The 20977-nt window shown below is 55.4% G+C and carries 15 protein-coding genes and 1 tRNA gene; 13 read left to right on the top strand and 3 right to left on the bottom strand.

Features of this window, described 5'->3' with window-relative positions:
* Positions 1 to 69: 69 nt before the first annotated feature.
* A complete protein-coding gene (locus ACR0A1_RS12505; protein ID WP_480867747.1) occupies positions 70 to 999 on the bottom strand; it encodes an AEC family transporter in 930 nt (309 codons plus the stop codon).
* 161 nt (positions 1000 to 1160) lie between these two features.
* Here ACR0A1_RS12505 and ACR0A1_RS12500 point away from each other — a divergent pair, with 161 nt between their 5' ends.
* Complete coding sequence (locus ACR0A1_RS12500) at positions 1161 to 1778, top strand: TetR/AcrR family transcriptional regulator (RefSeq protein ID WP_170393933.1); 618 nt, start codon at positions 1161 to 1163, stop codon at positions 1776 to 1778.
* Between the two features lie 50 nt (positions 1779 to 1828).
* On the opposite strand, the gene ACR0A1_RS12495 is transcribed toward ACR0A1_RS12500, so the two are convergent.
* Positions 1829 to 1913 (bottom strand) — tRNA-Leu (locus ACR0A1_RS12495).
* Between the two features lie 768 nt (positions 1914 to 2681).
* On the opposite strand from ACR0A1_RS12495, the gene ACR0A1_RS12490 reads away from it, so the two are divergent.
* The 12 genes from ACR0A1_RS12490 (at position 2682) to ACR0A1_RS12435 (ending at position 18376) form a co-directional block, all read left to right on the top strand.
* A complete protein-coding gene (locus ACR0A1_RS12490) occupies positions 2682 to 3095 on the top strand; it encodes a hypothetical protein (protein ID WP_170732694.1) in 414 nt (137 codons plus the stop codon).
* A 2-nt stretch (positions 3096 to 3097) separates the two neighbouring features.
* Positions 3098 to 5098, top strand: a complete 2001-nt coding sequence (locus ACR0A1_RS12485) for a dynamin family protein (RefSeq protein WP_170393929.1) — start codon at positions 3098 to 3100, stop codon at positions 5096 to 5098.
* Positions 5099 to 5106: 8 nt separating this feature from the next.
* Positions 5107 to 6756 carry a dynamin family protein gene (locus ACR0A1_RS12480; protein ID WP_170818329.1) on the top strand — a complete coding sequence of 550 codons (1650 nt, stop codon included), beginning with the start codon at positions 5107 to 5109 and terminating at the stop codon, positions 6754 to 6756.
* A gap of 25 nt (positions 6757 to 6781) precedes the next feature.
* On the top strand, positions 6782 to 7183 hold the full coding sequence (locus ACR0A1_RS12475) for a hypothetical protein (RefSeq protein ID WP_170407295.1): 402 nt from the start codon (positions 6782 to 6784) through the stop codon (positions 7181 to 7183).
* 22 nt (positions 7184 to 7205) lie between these two features.
* Positions 7206 to 8069, top strand: coding sequence for a hypothetical protein (locus tag ACR0A1_RS12470; protein WP_480867743.1), 864 nt, complete (start codon positions 7206 to 7208; stop codon positions 8067 to 8069).
* 68 nt (positions 8070 to 8137) lie between these two features.
* On the top strand, positions 8138 to 10180 hold the full coding sequence (locus tag ACR0A1_RS12465) for a dynamin family protein (RefSeq protein ID WP_480867741.1): 2043 nt from the start codon (positions 8138 to 8140) through the stop codon (positions 10178 to 10180).
* On the top strand, positions 10177 to 11466 hold the full coding sequence (locus ACR0A1_RS12460) for a dynamin family protein (RefSeq protein WP_480867739.1): 1290 nt from the start codon (positions 10177 to 10179) through the stop codon (positions 11464 to 11466). The genes ACR0A1_RS12465 and ACR0A1_RS12460 overlap by 4 nt, the downstream gene beginning before the upstream one ends.
* A gap of 340 nt (positions 11467 to 11806) precedes the next feature.
* On the top strand, positions 11807 to 13990 hold the full coding sequence (locus tag ACR0A1_RS12455; protein ID WP_480867737.1) for a serine/threonine protein kinase: 2184 nt from the start codon (positions 11807 to 11809) through the stop codon (positions 13988 to 13990).
* Between the two features lie 200 nt (positions 13991 to 14190).
* Complete coding sequence (locus ACR0A1_RS12450; RefSeq protein ID WP_170611593.1) at positions 14191 to 15162, top strand: FHA domain-containing protein; 972 nt, start codon at positions 14191 to 14193, stop codon at positions 15160 to 15162.
* Complete coding sequence (locus ACR0A1_RS12445) at positions 15162 to 15941, top strand: PP2C family protein-serine/threonine phosphatase (protein WP_170393913.1); 780 nt, start codon at positions 15162 to 15164, stop codon at positions 15939 to 15941. Before ACR0A1_RS12450 ends, ACR0A1_RS12445 begins: the two co-directional genes overlap by 1 nt.
* Positions 15942 to 15963: 22 nt before the next feature.
* Complete coding sequence (locus ACR0A1_RS12440) at positions 15964 to 17226, top strand: transporter substrate-binding domain-containing protein (protein ID WP_170511889.1); 1263 nt, start codon at positions 15964 to 15966, stop codon at positions 17224 to 17226.
* A gap of 43 nt (positions 17227 to 17269) precedes the next feature.
* Positions 17270 to 18376, top strand: coding sequence for a transporter substrate-binding domain-containing protein (locus ACR0A1_RS12435; RefSeq protein ID WP_170393909.1), 1107 nt, complete (start codon positions 17270 to 17272; stop codon positions 18374 to 18376).
* A 386-nt stretch (positions 18377 to 18762) separates the two neighbouring features.
* Here ACR0A1_RS12435 and ACR0A1_RS12430 read toward each other — a convergent pair whose 3' ends face one another.
* A complete protein-coding gene (locus tag ACR0A1_RS12430) occupies positions 18763 to 20976 on the bottom strand; it encodes an NADP-dependent isocitrate dehydrogenase (RefSeq protein ID WP_480867734.1) in 2214 nt (737 codons plus the stop codon).
* Position 20977: the final 1 nt, after the last annotated feature.

The raw sequence follows: 20977 nt of genomic DNA, 5'->3' as shown, positions 1-20977 counted from the left end.
CTACCGCTCTGCAGCGTCGGCGTAAAGTGCAGCCACCTCTGGAAAGCTCATTTTTCGAAAAGGTGAAGATCAGAATCCGCTGACCCATCCTATCGCCAGCGGGACGGTCAGAATGCTGGCGATGGTAGATAACAGGATGGCAGCAGATGCCCGTTGCGGGGCCACACCGTAGTGCGCGGCCAGCATGTAAACATTGCCTGCAACTGGTAAAGACGCCGCCGCGATTGCGACCATCGCAGGGAATGAGGCAACCGGGATCAGCCAAATCACCATAAGTGCCACGAAAAACGGATGCAGCACCAGTTTGCAAAAACTCAACCAGCCCGCGATCTGGATGCGCTCGGCCGATTTGTCTGCCAGTGACGCCCCGATGGCAAACAGCGCCCCCGGCGTAGCCGCACCGCCCAGAATTGTCAGAAAATCATTAAGCGGGGCTGGTACAGGCACCTCTAACGCAGACCAGATCAATCCGGCGGAGATTGACAAGATCATGGGGTTTCTCAGCAGGCCAATCCCGATCAGGCGCATCGTCCCCAGGCTGAGCCGACCATCGCGGCCACCGTTGATCAGAATCACGATCAATGAGGAAAACACAACCAGATCAACTGTCAGCACCAACATCACTGGACCTATGGCAGCTTCGGAGAATAAAAGCGCAAGCATGGGCAGGCCCAGAAACCCAACATTGCCAATAGCAGCACATTGCGCCTCGACCGCGGCGGTGGGGATGTCCAGCCCTCGGAGATAAGCGATAGCCGTCGCCAGCGCATAGACGCCAGCAGTGCCGATCAGATACCCGATAACCAGCCGACCGTTGAAAATTTCGGCAAAGGGCAGGGTGGCGGCAAACCGGAATAGCATAGCCGACAAAGCAAAGAAAAACACGAACTTGGTTAGATATGCTGTCGCCTCGGGAGGGAAAAACCGGCTGCGTCCGGCCCAGAACCCCAGGCCGATGATTGCGAAAAAGGGGAGAGTGCGCAGAAATACCTCGACCATGGCAACGTGTTAACATGGCTGGTCAGGCTCGCAAGGTTGACGCACGGTCGGCGGTACGATTGAAGCCGTAACGTTGTGCCAAAACCGCTATCGGAGTGAAAAGCGTTGAAACTGAACCGAACGGTTTATAGTGTTGCAGGATATCGCAATCCGGAGACACCATGACCCAAGCCGCCACCATCCTGCGTACAGGCCGTAAATTCGACCAGGTGTTACGTGGGGCCCGAGAGGTTTTCATGGCGGATGGGTTTGAAGGCGCAAGCGTCGATGACATCGCGCGTGCGGCGGGAGTTTCGAAGGCAACGCTATACAGCTATTTCCCCGACAAGCGGCTGTTGTTCACCGAGGTTGCCCAGACCGAATGTCGCCTGATGTCTGAACGCATCCTTTCGATGATCGATGAGACCAAGCCAGCCCGAGAGGTGCTGACGATAGCAGCCACTCAGCTTACGGCTTTTCTCGTCTCGGACTTCGCGCAGCAAGTCTTTCGCATATGTGTGGCCGAGCGCGACCGATTCCCCGAGCTTGGTAAAGCGTTTTATGAAGCAGGACCGAAGAACGGCCAACGCCAGATGGCCGAATATCTGACCAAGGCGGTTGGTAAAGGTGAGTTGGCGGTTGAAGACGTCAACATCGCGGCCGAGCAGTTTTCTGAACTGTGCAAAGTCCGACTATGGGGCCGCGCGGCGTTCGGTATCCAAAATCGATTTGACCAGAACGAGATAGACGAGGTTGCATTGCAGGCCGTCGACATGTTTATGGCCCGCTACGGCGTATGAACTGCGTAAGTTCGCCAGCGATCAATCACATTGATGGTAAGAAGTCGTGTTGGTGCGGGTGGAGGGACTTGAACCCCCACGCCTTGCGGCGCCAGAACCTAAATCTGGTGCGTCTACCAATTTCGCCACACCCGCAACCCGATGCCGAAGCACCGCGACGACGCGCTGAATAGCAAAGCTTTTGAATGAGTGCGAGAGGTAAAATCAAGCGAGAGGGCAGTTTATTATCATCTCGCTGGAAACAATCTTTTGCCCAAGTAAGTTTAACCAGAACTCGCATGTGCCAAATGTTAAAGAACGTGCCTTGGATAGTGAGAATGCGGTTTGGCCAGTCTTTCCAGCACGAACAGTGCTCAGGTGCTGGTTTTGGTCGTAATTTCACCTGTGTGAAGGCCCGTTTTCTGGTCCTTCTTTTTGTTTCCATTTAGCGAACATTTATCGCAATATTTCTCTTTATCTTAAACTCGCATACGTTGAGCCGCTGAAAGACTACTTTGTGTGGGGCACATTTCAAAAAAGTGTAACTTGAGGTGAGTGGTTTCGTATCGAATTTCAATCAGAGGTTCCTTCGATCACAGAAATAGAAATTATTTTTATATATTTCAAAAACGTAAGAGGCAGCATGTAAATCCTTGACGCCACGGAATCTCGGACTTTTTAACAAGCAATCAAAGCCATAAAAACTTGGACAACTCGTCAACGTCGTGGCTTACACTCTCATAGGTTGAGGTATTTCTATGAGACGCCATCATAATTGTGCCACATTTCAAACGCCAAAATATCCTATTCGCGTCAAAATAACACCGCGGTAATCGTAATTGATTGGGCGCAGGAGTTAATGAGTCTTTTTGCCTTCTGGCACCGTGCGAGTTTCTGCTCAACTCCAGAACAAGGGTCTCTGTCGTGACCAACCAGATCAAATCCGTTGCTTCCGAGCAAGACGCTGTCAGCCTTGCGCGTGAAAGCTTTATTGGCGAACTGAAAACCCTGAACCGTCAGCACCCTGGCACAGGATTCGGCGTCGCTCTTCGTACGCATTCGGGCAATCGCTACTTGCTGGCTAATGCCCGCATGCCGCTGCCTGCCAACAAAACAGATGATTTTCCGACCGGACGCCGTGTGGCTTGTTTGGAAAATGGTGAAGGCTTCAGTTCAATCGAAGTTCTGGCTGATTCTTTCGCATATGAATCGATTTCACCGCGAACCGAGGCCGCAATCCTCGGCAACGCGCTGGACCTGATCGCACGAATCGACACGCTTGCAAGCCTGCCTGACGGGGCAGGGGACCACATCGCTGCAACTGGTACCGGAGGCTGACCATGGCGCGTAACGACCACCTTCTGTCTGTCGGAAACGAGTCCCTGTCTGAGATGACAGAGGCAATGACTTCGTTGACGACACAGATCGACCAATTGACAGAGGTGGCGGATGCGCGGTCTTCCGCACGGCTGGCTGCGCTCAAGACCAAAATGGAGAATTTTACCGCCAGTGTCACGATGGTGGGGCAGGTGAAGGCCGGCAAATCCTCGATCGTGAACATATTGGCCGGGCGGCCAAATCTTTTGCCTTCGGATGTGAACCCGTGGACCTCGGTGGTTACAACGCTGAACATCAACACCCGCACAGAAGGCGACACCCGTTCCAAATTCACATTCTTCGAGCAGGAAGAATGGGACAATCTGATGGTTGGCGGCGGTCGTCTGGGCGAGTTGGCCAATCGAGCCGGTGCCGATGATGAGATGGACGATATTCGCCGTCAAATCGGCGAGATGAAGGCCAAATCAGAAGAGCGGCTTGGGAAGCACTTTGACCTGATTCTCGGTCAGAGCCACCAGTATGATTATTTCGACGATGAACTGATTCAGCGATATGTCTGCCTCGGGGATGAGGATGACCCGGATATCGACCCCAAGACGGGCCGTTTCGCCGATGTGACTAAATCGGCCGAGCTGTTCATGGATATCCCGCAATATCCGATCTCTCTCAAGCTCTGCGATACCCCAGGTGTGAACGATACCTTTATGGTACGCGAACAAATCACCCTACGCAGCCTGCGTGGATCAGAGGTGTGTGTTGTTGTTTTGGCTGCCAGCCAGGCGCTGACCACGATGGACATGGCGCTGATGCGGATCATCGCGCAGTTCGAGAACCGCCAGATCATCCTGTTCGTGAATCGCATCGATGAACTGTCTGACCCGGTCAATCAGGTGCCTGAGATACGTGATCGTATTCAGGACACACTGAAACAGAACAACATAGACGCCAACACCAGTGTTGTTTTTGGCAGCGCTCTGTGGGCCGAGGCTGCGCTAACCGGAAACCCGGACATTCTAACTGAGGAATCGCGCGAGGCGTTGAACACCTTCTATCTGGCGGCCGGATTTGGCGATCAGGCTGCATCGCTGGATAAGATCTGGGCGCTATCAGGATTGCCTGATCTGCTGCTCGCCATGAATGAGCGTATCGCTGAGGGTGCAGGAACGCGCCTTTTGGATCGCGTTCGCCATCGGGCGCGCAACATTGCCAGCCAGATCCGGGCTACTGCAGTGGCCAAGACGCTGTCAAACTCTGACGGTATCGTTCGGGACCTGGATGGTGCGTCGCCCGAAGAAGCGATCGCAAAGGTTTCGGCTGAATACGAAAAGAAAGCCTCGGAACTGACAACCAAGCTTCGCGACAAGGTATTAGAGCGACTTGCGTCCGCAGAAGCAAATTTTGTCAAACGTGCGACGGATTCTCTGATCTCACATCTGGAACAGAATGGTGAGCAGGGTACATGGCAATATGATCCGGCAGGTCTGCGCACCTTGCAGAAGGCGGCATATTTCAGCTTTGCCCGATCCATGCGTAAGGATGCCGGTGCCCTGTATTCGGCTGCTGCAGCGGATGTCGAGGCACTGTATCAGAAGCTGCTGGGCAACCACTTAGGTGAATTCAACATCGAAGCCCCGATCGTGCCGCGTGTACCCCCGCCATTAGGGATTGGCCGCACAATCGCACTGGACCTGCAGAGCACATGGTGGCGACGTTGGTGGCAACGCCGCAAAGGGTTTGAAGCTTATGCCGCAGACTATACGCGTTTGATCGCGTCCGAGGCGAACTCGATCACCAAAGACATCGAGGAAAACCAGATCGCCGCCGTCTTAGAGAACGTGCGGGCCACGTTGACCGACTTTATTGCCGAACAGAAGGACACGCTGCTCAGCATCTCGCAATCGCCTGAAAGGGCTGCGGCCCAGATGGCCGAGCAGAAGCCGCAAAAATCACGTGACGATATTCTGGGCGATATCCTGAAAGACCTTAGTAACGAAGCAGCATAAGAAGAGTTATGGTAAAAGAATCACAAACCCGCTTCGTCTCTCCCAAGGCTTGGAACCGCATCGAGCAGTGGTCCCGCCGCAAACCTGTGTTTGCGCTCATGGGGGAATTCAGTGCAGGCAAATCGACGTTGATGAATTTCCTGCTGCGCAAACAGGCACTGCCGACGCAGGTCACAGCGACGCAACTGCCGCCGATCTGGTTCAGCTGGGGCAATCGACCCGCCTATATCAAACGCCATGATGGTAGTACGCAGAATATCGAATTGGATCAGCTTGAACAGGTTGGTGTCAACGACGCCCAGTTCATTCGCATCTTCCTTGAAGCCGACATTCTTGAGGCGGTCGACCTGATCGACACACCCGGCATTTCGGACCCGAAGATTTCGACGGATGTCTGGCAACGCGCAGTTGGCCAGGCCAATGGTGTGTTGTGGTGCACGCACTCGACCCAAGCTTGGCGCGAAACTGAACGTGCCACATGGGTTTCGCTGCCGGAACGGCTGCAGCATAAATCGCTTTTGCTGGTGACGCGCGCAGATGCATTGAATCAGAAAGACCGGCAGAAGGTCTTGCGCCGCGTAAATCGCGAAGCGGGTCATTTGTTCAATCGCACGATCCTGTTCTCGGCCCGTGATGCTATCATGGCCCGTGACAAAACCGGTGACGCCGAGCTGTGGTCACGCAGCGGCGGCGGCAAGATGGTCGACAGTTTCCTTGAGATCACTGAGCAGATCATGGACAGCCGTGCGGATATGCTGTCGCGCTATCAAATTGACAAATCCCTGTCGGACGCACCCAAAGTTCAGCCATCGCGGCCCGAGAAAACCTCTGGCGATGCGCCGCTGAAACTTGTCACGCCGATGGAGGATGACACTGCCGATAGTGATGTGGTTACAAGTTTCCCGGTACGCCCTGCCCGCGTGGAACGCCGCACCGAGGAGCCCGGACAGGCGCGGATTGATGCAGAAGAAGCCGAGCGGATGCGCGCGGAAATGGCTACCGAAGCGGAGCCTGCTGATGAAGACTTACGTGCCTTGTTCTCTGACAAGACGGAAGATCCGCTGGATCTGAACCTCTTGGCAAACCCCATCACCGACGTGGATGAGTTTGATTTCATGGATGACGATGATGAGGAAGAGCAGGAAGATGCCGAACTGATCGTCTTGGGTGAAGAAGAGGACGAAGCGGAAGCAGTCGAAGCTGCGGACGCCGAACAAGAGCCGTCGGAAGACGCCGAAGAATCATCAGATATCGAAGTATCGGTTTCGTCGATTACGGCCCTGTTGGCGGAACAGTCGGAAAACTCGGCAGACGAATATGAACCGGAGCCCGAATCGAATGCGCTGGCTCCAAACCGCGTCGTATCAATGGTGGGTGAAGCTGCTGCCGAAGAGATTGAAGATGCAGCCGATGACAAGGCAGATGATTTGGGCGATCGCCTCATAGAAACGCCACTCAGTGCTGCAGCAATGTGGGGTGAAATCGTGGCGCGTGAGAACCTGCCTGACGATGCAAATGGCCTGAAAAGCGCCTTTGCAGCATTCTTGTCCGAGTTTGACCAGATTGCGTTGGAACATGACGCTAAGCGGAATCAAGACATACCGCGCGCCGTTTCTGAGGCTCGCAAGAACGGCGGAGCGGAGTGGCATGCGATTTAGATTAAACCCGAAGGTGGGCATCTGAATGTCGATTGACTCTGCTCTGGCTTCGGCCATCGAAACCATACCCGACTGCATCGCAGCCGGGTATGTCGACATGGAGACCGGCATGTTATTGGGCGTCGACGCGTCGGACCAAGACAGCGCTGATGCGCTCGAAAATCTCGCACTTGCAGTAGCTAATCTGTTTCAGGGACGCGGAATGAAGGGATTCGAAGAACTCCTGCGTGCGGCAAAAATCGACGATACTGAACACCCCGGATTTGGGGAAATCGCGGTGTTCTCAAACGACCGGCTGCACATCTTTCTCAGGACAACAGAATATCCTGATCACGTGGTATGCTATATCTGCCGCGACAGCGCGAATGTCGGGCTGGCGCTTACGAAATCACATCTCAGCCTCGGGCCGGTGGCGGCCGCGGTGTAGACGGGACCAGAGGGGGTCACGCATGATGGATAGTGAAATACTGGATATGCTCGAAGGGATCGGGCGGACTTCGATCGCGCGCTTATCGCCTGCAATCTACCTATCGGGTAGCAGCGCACTGTTACGCCGGAATGAGGTGCTGGGGGCCATCCGGGGCACGATCTTGCCTCGGCGTTTGGAATTTACGGCGGCTGACGGGGCAACTTTGGCTATCGAAGTCAACAGCTCTCGGGTCACCGACGTATTCCGCTGTGCTTCGGGCCCTGTCCCGGATTTTGAAACCGAAGCACGCGAAAAACTGATCGAACGACTGGCGCAAGTGGTGTCGGAAATTGCAACGGCACCCGGCCCGCTTGAGTTGGTTTCTCTGCGCCCGGATACGGCGCTTGAGGCTGATGACGTAGGGGTTACCTTTTCGGAAGTCGAAGCGGCCTGCGCGCGGATTGAACTAACCGATGAGCCGCGCATGGCCATCGTTTCCGACCAGACCTTAGAACCGGAAGCTCAGCCAGAAACTGCGTCACAAGGCGCCACCAGTATTGCCGGAAAATTCTTTGAGGGCGCGGATCGGTTCGCATTAGGTCGAATACTGATCGGGTCGACTGAAGACGAGATGCAATTTGATGGGTTGTGTGCGCAGGGCCAAGACACACATCCGGGCACGGATATATTGACCAGATTCACCCGGGATCTGGCCGGATGGCAGGCCGATGGTTCCGATGCTTTAACTGATCCGCAGCTGATCGTCATTCGTCCGACAGGTGGACAAGGCGCGGGTCTCGCCATCCTGCGCGACGGTCAGGAAACCGCCGCCGCCGTTCATGACGCCCGCAAGCTGGGCGCTGTCGTCAATCTATGGAAAACATTGAATAGCGCCGTTGAATAACCGCGTTCCTGCCAAATAGTGTCCACTTTGCAAAGTTAAACAAAATACGAGTTACCAGGGTAAATCTTATGAGTGAGTTAAATCGCCGCGAGCTTATTCGCATCGCAGAAGACATGAACGGGACGAGCAATGACGAAACGCGTCACTTCATCTCGCGCATCGTTGACGACTTGTCGAACCTCAAGCCTTCGATAGCATTCGTAGGTCAAATCAAGGCCGGAAAATCGCGCTTGATCAACGGTTTCACCGGGCACGCAGAATATCTGCCCTCGGACGTGAACCCATGGACGACAGTGATCACCGACATGCATTTCGGTCATCCGTCCGGTCGGACGTCGGGCGCCGAGTTTCATTTCTTCGACAATCGCCAATGGCAGGCCCTGATCGCCGAAGGTGAAGAGTTGCGCAACATGTTCCCTGATGAAGAGGACAGCTACAAGCGCGAGATGATCGAAGAGCAGGTCGAGGCAATGAAAACCCGCGCCAAGCTACGCTTGGGGGAAAGCTACAAACACCTTCTTGGCGAGCATCACGATCTGGATGAACTGACCTCGGATGACCTAGCGCGCTATGTCTGTGCCGGGGATGACCCGACAGATGAAGACCAGTATGACCCCGGTTCAGATCGGGGCCTTTACAGCGACATCACCCGTAAGGCCGAGGTCTATTTTGACATTGGCCATTTTCCGTATCCGGTGACAGTCACAGACACACCCGGTGTCAATGACCCGCTGCTGATCCGTGAAGAGATCTCGCGCCAGTATCTCAAGGAATCCGACTTTTTCGTCGTCGTGCTGTCTGCGCATCAGGCGTTGTCGCGGGCCGATCTGAAGCTATTCCGCCTGATGCAAGCGCTAGAGCTTGGTCAGATCGTGGTCTTCATCAACCGCGTGGACGAATTGGGTGGTGGCGCCGAAGATGCCGGCAAGGTGCGCACTGACGTATTGGATGGGCTTGAACAGGCGCTTGGCAACTCGGAGATTGACGTTCTGATGGGCAGCGCCCAATGGGCCCATTATGCGCTGACCGGGGATGAAACCGGAATCGACCATGATCAGATATTGGCGTGGCTGAGGGCGCATCCCGAACAGATGAAGCAATATCTTGACGGCGTCGAAGAGATCAAACAAGGTCCCGGCCCCATCAGCCGCGAAGGTGTATTGCGATTTGCCGCGATGATCGCGTCGGGTCTGCCCGATCTGCGCCGTCATGTGACCAAAGCCCTGACCGAAGGACCGCGCCAAGAACAGCTTAATATCGCGTGGCAGCACTTAAACAGTTTTGCCCAAGGTGAGCTTGAGCGCAGCACGGCGCGGCTTCGTGCGATTGAGAAAAAGGATGGTCCTGACACAGCGGATGTCGAAGAAAACAACAAAACGCTTTCTGAGTTGCGTGCGCTAGTTGAAGATAAATCCAAGGCCATCACCAATGATATGGACGATGTATTGGCCAATTTGCGAGGTGTTATGGATGACACCGTCGCCGAGGCTGTCTCGATCGTTGTGCGCGGACCTGATGGGCAATCGCCTTTGCTGGCCAAAGACGGAGATACCGAGCTGAACTTTACGCCTCTGCGTGAGCGGATGCGCGAGCTTGTTCAGGGCGCGACACAGGTGGTACGGCAGCGCATGCTTAGTGAGCTTTACGCTATCGATATGCAGACCAATGCTGCTTTGCGCGCCTTGCCCGGATGGCAGGAACCCGTGGACAATCGCATGAATACCAGTGCGGTGCGTTGGTTCCGTCCGAACACAAGCGCGCTGACGCGTGGCATTACGGTTGAGTTGCGTGTGACATGGCTGTCGCGACTGATATCGCGTCGCAGTGTGTTGAACCGCGCCGAACGGATGATCGTTCAAGAGTTTGAGATGATCGGAGACGATCTTGTAGATACCGCCAGAAGCGACCTGATCGAACGGATGAAAACCGTTCTTGACCATTATATGGCGCTGCTGGCCGGGCATCTGGAACATCGCGCAGGCCCCGATGGGTCGAACGCGCGCGCCGAAGCGCAACGTGCGGTTGACCAAGCGCGGCGCATCAGCGATGAACTAGGGGCGGTGCACGGAACTGCACCCGTGGACACTCGACAGGCAGAGGCCGCAGAATGATTGAATTCCCCGGAACCGAGAAGGAAGTGCGCCAGCTAGAGCGTTTCCTGACCGCCACCGAAAATGCACCCTCATCGGCAGAGCTGGATGATATGCGCGCCCGCGCGCTGGCCCATGCCGAGCGGCTTTCGAACGCGGTTTCCATTGGTTTTGCCGGGGAGTTTGGAGCCGGAAAGTCCAGCCTTGCCAACATGCTGGCGGGGGCAGACATTCTGCCCACCGGGCCGCAGCATCTGAAATTGCCCCTGGTGATCGTGGCCTATGCTGATACGCCTGAGACAACCGTTGGTTGGTGGGACAAGGAACCCAAAGTCTATTCGGGTATAGCGCTGGAAAAGGCAGCGGCTGACGAACCCGATTTCATCTCGGTCGGGTTGAACACCCCGGCCCTGCAGGAGATTTCGCTGTTTGATCTGCCCGGTGCCGGTGCACTGGATGATACCTACAAGCAGACTCTAAATTTGCTCGACTATGTGGATTGTGCGATCTGGTGCACCAACGGCACCAACGCCTGGCGTGAAACCGAACGCCATTTGTGGTCGCAGGTCCCCCAAAAGCTGCGCAATAACAGCTTGTTGGCTGTAACACATGCCGATTTGCCTCCGGTGCGGGATGCTCTGGATCGGGTAGTCGCACGCCTGAACAAGGAGAAGGGCGATTTGTTTCACGCGGTTGTGACCATCGGCACCCCGGTAGCGGTACGGGCCATGGAACAAGAGCCTGAACCCGACTTTGCTTTGTGGGAAACCTGTGGCGGGCAGAACTTGGCAGAACAGGTTTTGCACTTAGCCTCTGATCACCGTCGCCATGATCTTGAGGCCGCCCAAAAAGATCTGGCTGAAGAGTTTATGCCTTATCTGGAGAACCTTACTGGTGCGGCTTCGACAGATGGCGTTGAGGCCGACGGCAATACTGTGCAGGCAAGCCTAGAGGCCGCCCTGCCCCCCCTGGACAATCCGATCCTTGAAGACTGGCTTGCGGCCATCGCCAGCATTTACAACGATCTGCGTGAAAGCTCGGATATTGAACCGGCGGCCTTCCTGCAAAGCTGTCAGGAAATCGTCGAGGATTTTGCCGAAAGGTTAGAATCTGGTACCGAAATCGATCCCAAAGCAGACTGGGTTCCGGCCGAGTTTGAAAAGGCCACTGACCTGTTGCTGTTGCTGCAGTTTGAAACCGGGGACGCACCGCTGAAGGATGCAATAAGCATTCTCGCACAACTCAGCGACAATCTGGCTTGGGCGGGCAGCTCTGTTGCGTCGGCGCCCCCTAAAACCGGCACATAAGTTTTTCCCGCTTGAATTGAGCCGCATCGCAGCGATTCGAAGCGTTCGGAATCAGCGCGATATTGTTTCGAATTCGTGGACCAAGCGTCTATTTCGGCGGTATAGAATCCATTTCTTCCATCAGGCAAACACAACATATAGTGTAATGAAGGTTTGGACTGACTATATAGGCGATTTCGTTTTTTGTGATCCATAGTGAAGCCATCAGGCGGCCCCAATAAAGTCAAATTTGAAACGTCTAACCGTCTTAAGTGTCCTGCGGTTGTGTTTGGTTGTGAGTTCGCGGGCTGAAGCCCTGGTTATCTATGCCGCAATAAACGAGTAGAATGGGCGGGAAGAAATGAGCCACAACCAGGCGGTCGGCGCAACGCACGACGAACCTCAAATCGAAGGATTGCAGCCAGGCGCAAAGCTGCTGCGCGGACAGTATGAAATCCTCCGGTTCCTAAGCAACGGCGGGTTTGGGATCACCTATCTCGCGCGCGATAGTCTGGATCGCGATGTGGTCATCAAAGAATGCTATCCGGGGGCGCTCTGTCAGCGGAATGGTGATCTGGTCGAACCTGCCAACCCTGACCACAAAGAAGACCTGCGCTCCATTATCGACCTGTTCATTCAGGAAGCACGCAACCATGCGCGGCTGGTTCATCCCAACATCGTCGACGTGCATCAGGTGTTTGAGGACAACGACACCGCTTATATCGCGATGGACCTGATCCGCGGATGCGATCTTTTGGATTATGTCGAAAAACCCGAAAACAAGAGCGGACCGGACTTTATCGTTCAGGTCACCGAAAAAATGCTGTCTGCGGTGTCGTTCATTCACCAAAGCGGCATGCTACATCGCGATATTTCACCCGACAATATCCTGATCGATGAGAATGGCGAACCCATCCTGATCGACTTTGGCGCAGCACGCGAGCAGGCGGCACACAAGTCAGCGGCGCTATTGACGCTGCGCGTGATTAAGGACGGGTATTCGCCACACGAATTTTATGTGCGTGGCGCGGATCAGGGCCCCAGCAGTGACCTCTATGTACTGGCTGCAACGCTGTATCATGCGATCAGCGGCGAGCGACCGATTGATGGCCAGACACGTTTGAATGCGTTCAACAACGGCCAAGACGATCCTTATGAACCGCTGACAGGGCGATTCAAAGGGTATCCAGACGGGTTCCTTGAGGCGATCGACAAAGCAATGGAAGTGCACGCCACTGACCGTGTGCAAACCGCATTGGACTGGCTGCGTATGTTCCGTGGTCCCGGTGTGATGTTCGACAGTTTCGCGTATCGCCCTGTTTCGGTCATTGTTGGCATGGATCGCAAAGACGAAGAGGCCGAAAAAGAACGGATCAAAGCCGAAAGCGAGAATGCGGAGGCCGTCGTGACCGCGCTGCTGGCCGGGAACTCTGATCTGGCCCTCGGGAACGAGGAAAAAACGGAAGACACTCTTGCTAAATTTGCACCTCAGGACGAGGCCGTTGCTGCAGTCGACACCGTTGTAAAAAGCGGCTCGGGCGGCAGTGGCAAGATGATCGCGGGTATCGCGATTGTATTGGCGGCTCTGGCCGGAGGTGGATACTTCGTAATGACGGGCGATCAGAAATCGCCCGAGGCAACTCCGGTGACTGCAGAGGCTCCGACTACTCCGGTGCCCGCAGAAACAGCTCCGGAACCCGTCGAGCAGACTGCCGAAGCCACAACAGAGCCGCAACAGGCCGAAGTCGCTTTGGCATCAGAACCAGAAGCGGCGCAGGAACAACCTGTCGAGCAGGCTAATGAGGTGCCGGAAGCCGCCATTGTGTCAGAGCAGCAACCCGAAGAAATCGCCTTGGTGGAACCTGAAGTAGTGGAACCTGAAGTGGCGGAACCTGCGGTTGAAGACATCACACCCATCGCACCTGCGACGCCGGTAAATCTAGCCGAAAACCAAGTCGCATTTGGGCACTGGGATATTGAGATTCCATTCACGATGTCCAAGCGTCGCAGCTCGACCGGGAGTGTCATTGCCATCAATGGATTGAACGCCGGTCAAGATAGGTCGGTGATCGGGGATTGGGTCGAACGGGGCGCTACGATTTTTACTCTGAATGGTGAACCTATTCGTCCGGACACAACGCTTGCATCGTATGTTCTAGATAACTTCTCGGTCGATCCAGACGGGTATATCCGTGTAGCAGCGCGCTATCGCAGTCTGGGCGAAACACGCGCGCAGAATGGATTGCTGGCCCTGCCCGCCTTCCGCAGTTTTGGCCTTCTGAACGGTTATTCGTTTGATGTGGCTCATGCGGGCGAGGCAGGTTGGCAAACCGTCGTCGCATCTGTTCCGGAAGAAGTTGCTGGCAGTTTGCAGCGGGGGGATGTGCTGCTGCGCGAAACACAGACTGGTGTCTCGATCAATGAGCCCGAGAGTCTGGACGGCATCCTTGCTCAACTTGTTTCCGACAACCAACCCGAGGCGCGCCTGAGCATACTGCGCAACGGAGCTGAAAGTACTGCGGTCATGCAACTAACGCAGGAGTGATCGCCCAGTTGATGTGACTATCGCCAGTTTCAGTGTGCTGGGGGTGCCGCCCATCGCGTCACCCCGTCGGGGACCAACCCGTCGCGACGTAAATGTTTCTCTGTTTCCTCTTCATCAGTGCCCTGCGCCTACGGCGAAGCGGTTTGTAGCAGTCCCGCGGGTAAAACCCCGCATCAGAAATCAAAGAAGGTGACGACACCATGTTCAAATACAAAAGCCCTCTGAGCCGGCTTCTAGAAGGTGCCGGAAAACCGAAAGAAGAAGATGCGGTGGAAACCGAAACCGTTGCGGAAGCGGTCGAAACAGAAAGCGCTGCTCCGATTGCGGATTTCAACGCCCTGCGCGCGGCCCTTGCGGGTGGAAACGTTAGCTCGGACAGCTACGAGGAAGCAGACGAACTGATCCCCGAAGAACCGATGCCCGAGTTTACGGAAGACCAGATCGAAGATCAGGCGACCGAAGAAGAAGTGGCCGAGGTTCAAGAGGTCGAAGAAGATGAACAGATTGTCACGCTTCATCTGACTGCGGAAGACGAGGTTCAGGACGATGAACCCGAAGTCACCGTAGAAGAACCAGACGCCATCGAACCTGAAGTCGTATCTGAAGTTGCGGGCGAGGTGGAAATCGTCGCAGAACCCACACCGGAACCGGAGCCTGTTGATGTAACCCCGGAACCCGCCATGGTCGCACCCGCACCCGCACCGGCTGAAGATCGGCGTTCTCGTGTGAAGACGACGTTTTTGGGTTTCGAGCGTGCAGACACGCATGTTCAGGAGCTGATGGAAACAGCTGAGCCCGTTGAAAAGACAGAAGCGGCCGAACAGACATTCCCGGTTGGCTGGCTGGTTGTGACCGCCGGACCGGGTCGGGGTGCCGCGATTACCTTGACCGAGGGATTGATGCAGATCGGTCGGAATGACGATCAGGCTATTCAGCTGGATTTCGGCGACACCGGGATCTCTCGCAGCAATCACGCCGTCATCGCATATGACCCAGAGGACCGGAAATGCTATCTGGGCCATGGCGGCAAGGCCAACTTGGTGCGCCTGAATGGCAAGCCTGTGCTCAGCACCATAGCCTTGTCCAGCGGCGATCTGATCCGGATCAGCGAAACCTCGATCCGCTTCACCGCTTTCTGTGATGACGGCTTTGACTGGCGGGATGCCGATTAATGCTGGCGACTCCTGCATATGATATTGCCCTGATCCTGGACCAGGGTCAGCGCGACTCGCAGGAAGACGCGATTGCTGCGCGGGTCTCTGACGCGGCAGACGCGGGTTATGTCGTGATTGCCGACGGTATGGGCGGCCATGAAGCGGGCGAAGTTGCTTCGCAGTTGGTCATTTCAGCCTGGCGCGATGCGATGGATGCCCAGTTGGATGGGCCCGACCTTGCTGAGAGCGCACTGCTCGACGCTCTGCCGTTGGCCGCGATGCAGGCCAACGCCGCTATGGCGAGCCATAGTGAGGAAAACGAGGTCAATCTGGGCTCCACCCTTCTGGGCATGTTGATGCTGGATCAACGCGTATTCTGGATCTCGATCGGTGACAGTCCACTTTACCTGTTCCGCAATGATGCCCTGTCACAGGTCAACGAAGATCACTCGATGGCCCCGGTGATCGACGAACAGCTCGCACAAGGATTACTGAGCGCGGAAGAGGCGCAGGGCCATCCGGATCGTAACCAACTGACTTCGGTGATCATGGGGGCTGCGATCCCAAAAGTGGATTGTCCGGAACAACCATTGGCGCTGATTGCGGCAGATGTACTGATCCTTGGCAGTGATGGCCTGCAATATCTCGGCAATTCCGAGATCGAAACGCTGGTGCGCACGCATATTCATTCCCCGGCTCGCGATATTGCTGATGCGCTGCTTCAAGCACTGCATGCAAAGGCAGACCCGGATCAGGACAACATTTCAATCGCCGTGGTCAAACCGGCACAGACTTAGACAGGCAGTGAAACAGGACAAAATGCGAAACCATCTTATCATATCCACCCTCGCTCTTGCTGCTGCAACAGGTGCAGCATCGGCGCAAGAGGCGTGTTCGACTTATGAAATCCAGCCCGGTGACAGCTTGCGGGAACTGGCAATTGCCGTCTACGCGACGGAAGATTACCGGGTCATCTATGATGCGAACCGGGAAACGATCGGGTCGAACCCCAATATCATTCGCGTCGGTGATGTCCTGACTTTCCCTTGTCTTGAAGATATCGGGCGCGCGGCGCAACTGCCGGATACCGAAGCTGGCCGCATGGCTGCGGAAATGGCCTCGGAACTGGTCAAAGCTGCCGAGGAACGGGCTGAAAAAGCCATTGCCGAGGCCGAAGCCCGCGTGGCCGCTGCAGAGGCCGAAGCTAAAAAGACCAGCGAAGAAGCCGTAATCGCGGCCAAGGCTGCGGCCAAGAAAGAGATCGAAGCAGCGCGTGCGGAAGGTGCCGCATTGATCCGCAACGCGGATGGTGGCGAAAGCCCTGAAATTCGTGACCGTCAGATTTTGTTGATCACGGGTGGTAACTACGCCCCGTTTACGGATGAAGCGCTGCCAAATCGTGGGCTTTATACCAACCTGGTTGAAACCGCGATGCTGAGGGCCGCGCCCGAGCAGTCCTACAAGATTCAGTTCGTTAATGACTGGTCGTCGCATCTGGACCTATTGATGCCGACTCTCGCCTTTGACGCCACATTCCCTTGGTCGCGGCCGAACTGTGAACAAGCCGCTACGTTGTCGGAAAATGATCGTTCACGGTGCGAAACCTATAATTTCTCAAACCCATTCTACGAGGTCGTTGATACGTTCTTCGCAAAAAGCGGTTCGGGTTACGAAGAGACTCTGACTTATGCAGATTTCGCGGGCACAACGATTTGTAGGCCGGAAGGTTGGTCATTGTCGCATATGGATGCAGTTGGTCTTTACGAGCCTGCAATCACTTTGATGCGCCCCGTTTCACCCGATGATTGTTTTCGCGCAGTTATGGATGGCACAGCCGATATCGTCGCGATCGAAGCGCATCTGGCGGTCGAAGCAATCGGGCGTCTGGGCTACGAACATCAGATCATCGAAAACCCCAACCTAGCGGCAATCAAGTCGCTTAACGTCATGACCCACAAAGATAATCCGGATGGGGAAGCGATCCTTGAGACGCTCAACCAGGGTCTGGCGATCATGCAGCAATCAGGCGAGTGGCGCGACATCGTATCTACCGCACTGCGCTATCAAATGGAAAATGGCTAAGGCCTTGATTGGCCCAACGAAACAAAGTCTGGAGGAAGTGGACATGTTTAACAAGAAATTGAAGAAAGCAGTACTGTCGGCATCAGCCTTCACCGCCCTGAGCGCAGGTGCAGCCGCCGCTCAAGAGGCCTGCTCCAACTATACGGTTCAGGATGGTGACACATTGGCGACCATCGCCATTGCCGCCTACGGCACCTCAAACTATCAGCCGATCTTTAACGCTAACCGCAATGCAATCACCAATCCCGGTTCGCTAACCCCCGGTCTGGTACTGGCGCTGCCCTGTGAGGATGGCAGCCTGCCCAACGGTCAGAGCGCGCAAGAACTGATCGCGGCAGAAGAACAACGTGCTGCAAGCGTCAAGCGCTCGAATGTCTACGCGCCTCCGATCAAGATGGTCGCTGGCAACGGTTGGGAACCGTTCACTACTGAAGATCTGAGCGGCGGTGGCATCATGACCCGTCTGGCGACGACAAGCCTTCAGCGTGCTGGTAACAGCCGCGATTTCTCGGTCAGCTTTGTAGATGACTGGAGTTCGCATCTGGACACACTGTTGCCATTGGGTGCGTTTGATATTTCGATCGCGTGGACTGTACCGGATTGTACCAACCGCTCCTATGAGTGGTCTGCAGAGACCGAAGCCCGGTGTACCCAATTTGTCGCTTCTGTTCCGGTATATGACATTGTCGGAGGTTTCTTCACTTTGCCTGAAAGCGAATACGCAAAGGCGACAGATTTCTCCGACCTTGAGGGCTCGACCGTTTGCCGCATGGCAGGCTGGAGCATGGTGGTGCTGGAAGAACAAGGGCTGAACCGCGAGAACACAACCGTGGTCCAACCCAATTCGGCCCGCGAATGTCTCGATGCCGTATTGACCGGCACAGCAGACGTGGCTGCATTCGAAGTCGATCTGTTTGCCTCGACAATGAAAGACATGGGTTTGACCTCGGCAGATATTGTTGAGAACCCGTATGTCTCGACACTGTCTTCGATGAGCTTCCTTGCACACCGCACCAATCCATTCGCGCGCGAGTACATCGCGATGATGAACAAAGGTTTGATCGAGATGCGCGAATCCGGCGAATGGTACGCGATTATTTCCGACACGCTGCGCGAACAAAATGAAAAGCTAAACGCAGCATCAAACTAATCCCTCGGTCGTTATGACCTTTCTTAGGGGCCGGTCTTCGGACTGGCCCTTTTTTTTGTCGGTGGGTCAGAATCTTCAATGATAACGGCAAAGCCAACTGACTAGGCCTCAGACGTGGCGCAGACAGCATTTGGTCTTATTTGTACATACATAATGATTATTTTTATCCTTAATCGCTCATAAAAGGCGGCCGTCTACGGGAATCCCCGAATATTCAGCGTGAACGATAAGCGTAGGATGAACTCAACTGCACCGGTGAGGCGTAAGCCCCGCCACTCACTCAGAAAGAGGCTGGCTATGGGGGCTGGCCTTTTTCTTTTTCAGGGCATGAAAAAACCGGCCCTCTTCGGACCGGTTTCTTTTTAGGCGTTTATGCAACCCTTGGCTTATCCGATGATCGCATTCAGGGTCGCACTTGGACGCATCACCGCAGCCGCTTTGGCCGGATCAGTGTGGTAGTATCCGCCCAGATCGGCGGGTGCGCCCTGCGCTGCCGCCAACTCGGACAAAATCTGTTCTTCTTTGTCTGCCAACTCTTTCGCAAGCGGTGCAAACTCGGCGGCAAGCCCAGCATCATCGGATTGCCCCGCCAAAGCTTCGGCCCAGTAACGAGCGAACCAGTAGTGGCTATCGCGGTTATCCGGCTGGCCGACTTTGCGGCTGGGTGACTTGTTGTTATCCAAAATTCCCTGCGTGGCAGCCTCGGCAGCGGCGCCCAATACGCCCGCTTTGGCGTTGCCCTTGCTGTCAGCAAGGAAGTTCAAGGATTCCCCAAGCGCACAGAATTCACCCATGGAGTCCCAGCGCAAGTGGTTTTCTTCAACCAGTTGCTGAACATGTTTCGGAGCCGAACCACCTGCACCGGTTTCGAACAGACCGCCGCCATTCATCAGTTTAACGATTGATAGCATCTTGGCCGACGTCCCCAGTTCGAGGATCGGGAACAAGTCGGTCAGATAATCCCGCAAAACGTTACCGGTAATGGCGATGCTGTCCTTGCCCGCCGTGATAGTTTCCAGCGACTGGCGGGTTGCTTCACGCGGGGCCATAATCAAGAACTTGTCGGCCACGCCTGCAGCTTCAAGCGCTGGTTTGACATACTTAATCAGCTCAGCGTCATGGGCACGGTTTGCGTCCAGCCAAAAGATCGCCTCGGACCCGGTCAGGCGCTGACGGTCCATCGCCAGCTGGATCCAGTTCTCGATCGGGGCCTTCTTGACGGTGCAGGCGCGCCAGATGTCGCCCTTTTCGACGTTGTGGGAATGCAGCGTTTCGCTATTGGCCAGAACGATACGGATTGCACCATCTGCGGGCGCTTCAAACGTCGTCGGGTGCGAGCCGTACTCCTCGGCCTTCTGCGCCATCAATCCAACGTTGGCGACGGCTCCTGCGGTGGCTGGGTTCAGTGCACCATTGGCTTTGAAGAAGTTGATGGCCTCGTCATACACCGGTGCATAGCAACGATCAGGGATCACACAGTTAGTATCGCCCTTGGCGCCGGTTTCGTCCCAACCCTTGCCGCCAGCACGGATCACTGCGGGCATCGAGGCGTCGATGATAACATCAGACGGGACATGCAGGTTGGTGATGCCACGGTCCGAGTCCACCATATACATCGACGGACGATCCCCTTTGATCGCATTGATTGCGGCGACGATGTCTGCGTTGCCCTGAACCCGCTCAAGCAGGTCCCCCAGACCCGAGTTCGGGTTTACACCCAGTGCGTCCAGCTCTGCACCGAATTTTTCGAACACGGGGGCAAGCCACGCCTTGACTGCATAGCCGAAGATAATCGGGTCACTGACCTTCATCATCGTCGCCTTCATGTGCAACGAGAACATGGTGCCGTCTTTCTTGGTGTCCTCAATGGCTTCGGTCAGGAACGACGACAGCGCCTTGACCGACATGAATGTTGCGTCGGCCACAGTTCCTTCGGCCAGTGGCCAAGCGTCTTTCAGAACCGTAACGCTGCCATCTTTGCCCACAAACTCAATCTTGGCATCGCCGGCTTGCGCCGCAGTGATCGTTGCCGATTTCTCATTGGCGTAAAAATCATTGCCCGGCATCGAAGACACTTTGGTCTTGCTGTCCGCGCTCCACTCTCCCATCGAATGAGGGTTCTTCTGGGCATAGTTCTTCACAGCGCGCGCTGCGCGGCGATCGCTGTTGCCTTCGCGCAGGACCGGGTTCACGGCCGAACCCTTGATGGCGTCATAACGCGCACGGATCGCCTTTTCGTCGTCCGTCGAAGGCTCTTCGGGGTAGTTCGGAATGTCATAACCCTGTGATTGCAGCTCTTCGATGGCAGCCACCAGCTGGGGCACCGACGCCGAGATGTTGGGCAGTTTAATGACATTTGCGTCCGGTGTTTTCACCAGTTCACCTAACGCGGCCAGATCATCCGTAATACGCTGTTCGTCTGTCAGATTCTCGGGGAAGGTCGCGATAATGCGCCCGGCCAGCGAAATGTCTTTGGTTCCGACGCTGACACCGGCTGCTGACGCAAACTTTCGGATAATGGGCAGGAACGAGGCGCTCGCCAGCTCAGGCGCTTCGTCTACAATGGTATACAATACGTCGAAGTTCGATTTTTCTGCCATA

It is taken from the genome of Ruegeria sp. D6 (genome assembly GCF_056534365.1).
Note: the sequence above shows the minus strand (reverse complement) of the source record. Positions and strands in the feature narration are given on the sequence as shown.

Coding starts and splice junctions, on each gene's coding strand:
- ACR0A1_RS12505 (WP_480867747.1), bottom strand. CDS start 999: ATGGTCGAGGTATTTCTGCGCACTCTCCCCTTTTTCGCAATCATCGGC.
- ACR0A1_RS12500 (WP_170393933.1), top strand. CDS start 1,161: ATGACCCAAGCCGCCACCATCCTGCGTACAGGCCGTAAATTCGACCAG.
- ACR0A1_RS12485 (WP_170393929.1), top strand. CDS start 3,098: ATGGCGCGTAACGACCACCTTCTGTCTGTCGGAAACGAGTCCCTGTCT.
- ACR0A1_RS12480 (WP_170818329.1), top strand. CDS start 5,107: ATGGTAAAAGAATCACAAACCCGCTTCGTCTCTCCCAAGGCTTGGAAC.
- ACR0A1_RS12475 (WP_170407295.1), top strand. CDS start 6,782: ATGTCGATTGACTCTGCTCTGGCTTCGGCCATCGAAACCATACCCGAC.
- ACR0A1_RS12470 (WP_480867743.1), top strand. CDS start 7,206: ATGATGGATAGTGAAATACTGGATATGCTCGAAGGGATCGGGCGGACT.
- ACR0A1_RS12465 (WP_480867741.1), top strand. CDS start 8,138: ATGAGTGAGTTAAATCGCCGCGAGCTTATTCGCATCGCAGAAGACATG.
- ACR0A1_RS12460 (WP_480867739.1), top strand. CDS start 10,177: ATGATTGAATTCCCCGGAACCGAGAAGGAAGTGCGCCAGCTAGAGCGT.
- ACR0A1_RS12455 (WP_480867737.1), top strand. CDS start 11,807: ATGAGCCACAACCAGGCGGTCGGCGCAACGCACGACGAACCTCAAATC.
- ACR0A1_RS12450 (WP_170611593.1), top strand. CDS start 14,191: ATGTTCAAATACAAAAGCCCTCTGAGCCGGCTTCTAGAAGGTGCCGGA.
- ACR0A1_RS12445 (WP_170393913.1), top strand. CDS start 15,162: ATGCTGGCGACTCCTGCATATGATATTGCCCTGATCCTGGACCAGGGT.
- ACR0A1_RS12440 (WP_170511889.1), top strand. CDS start 15,964: ATGCGAAACCATCTTATCATATCCACCCTCGCTCTTGCTGCTGCAACA.
- ACR0A1_RS12435 (WP_170393909.1), top strand. CDS start 17,270: ATGTTTAACAAGAAATTGAAGAAAGCAGTACTGTCGGCATCAGCCTTC.
- ACR0A1_RS12430 (WP_480867734.1), bottom strand. CDS start 20,976: ATGGCAGAAAAATCGAACTTCGACGTATTGTATACCATTGTAGACGAA.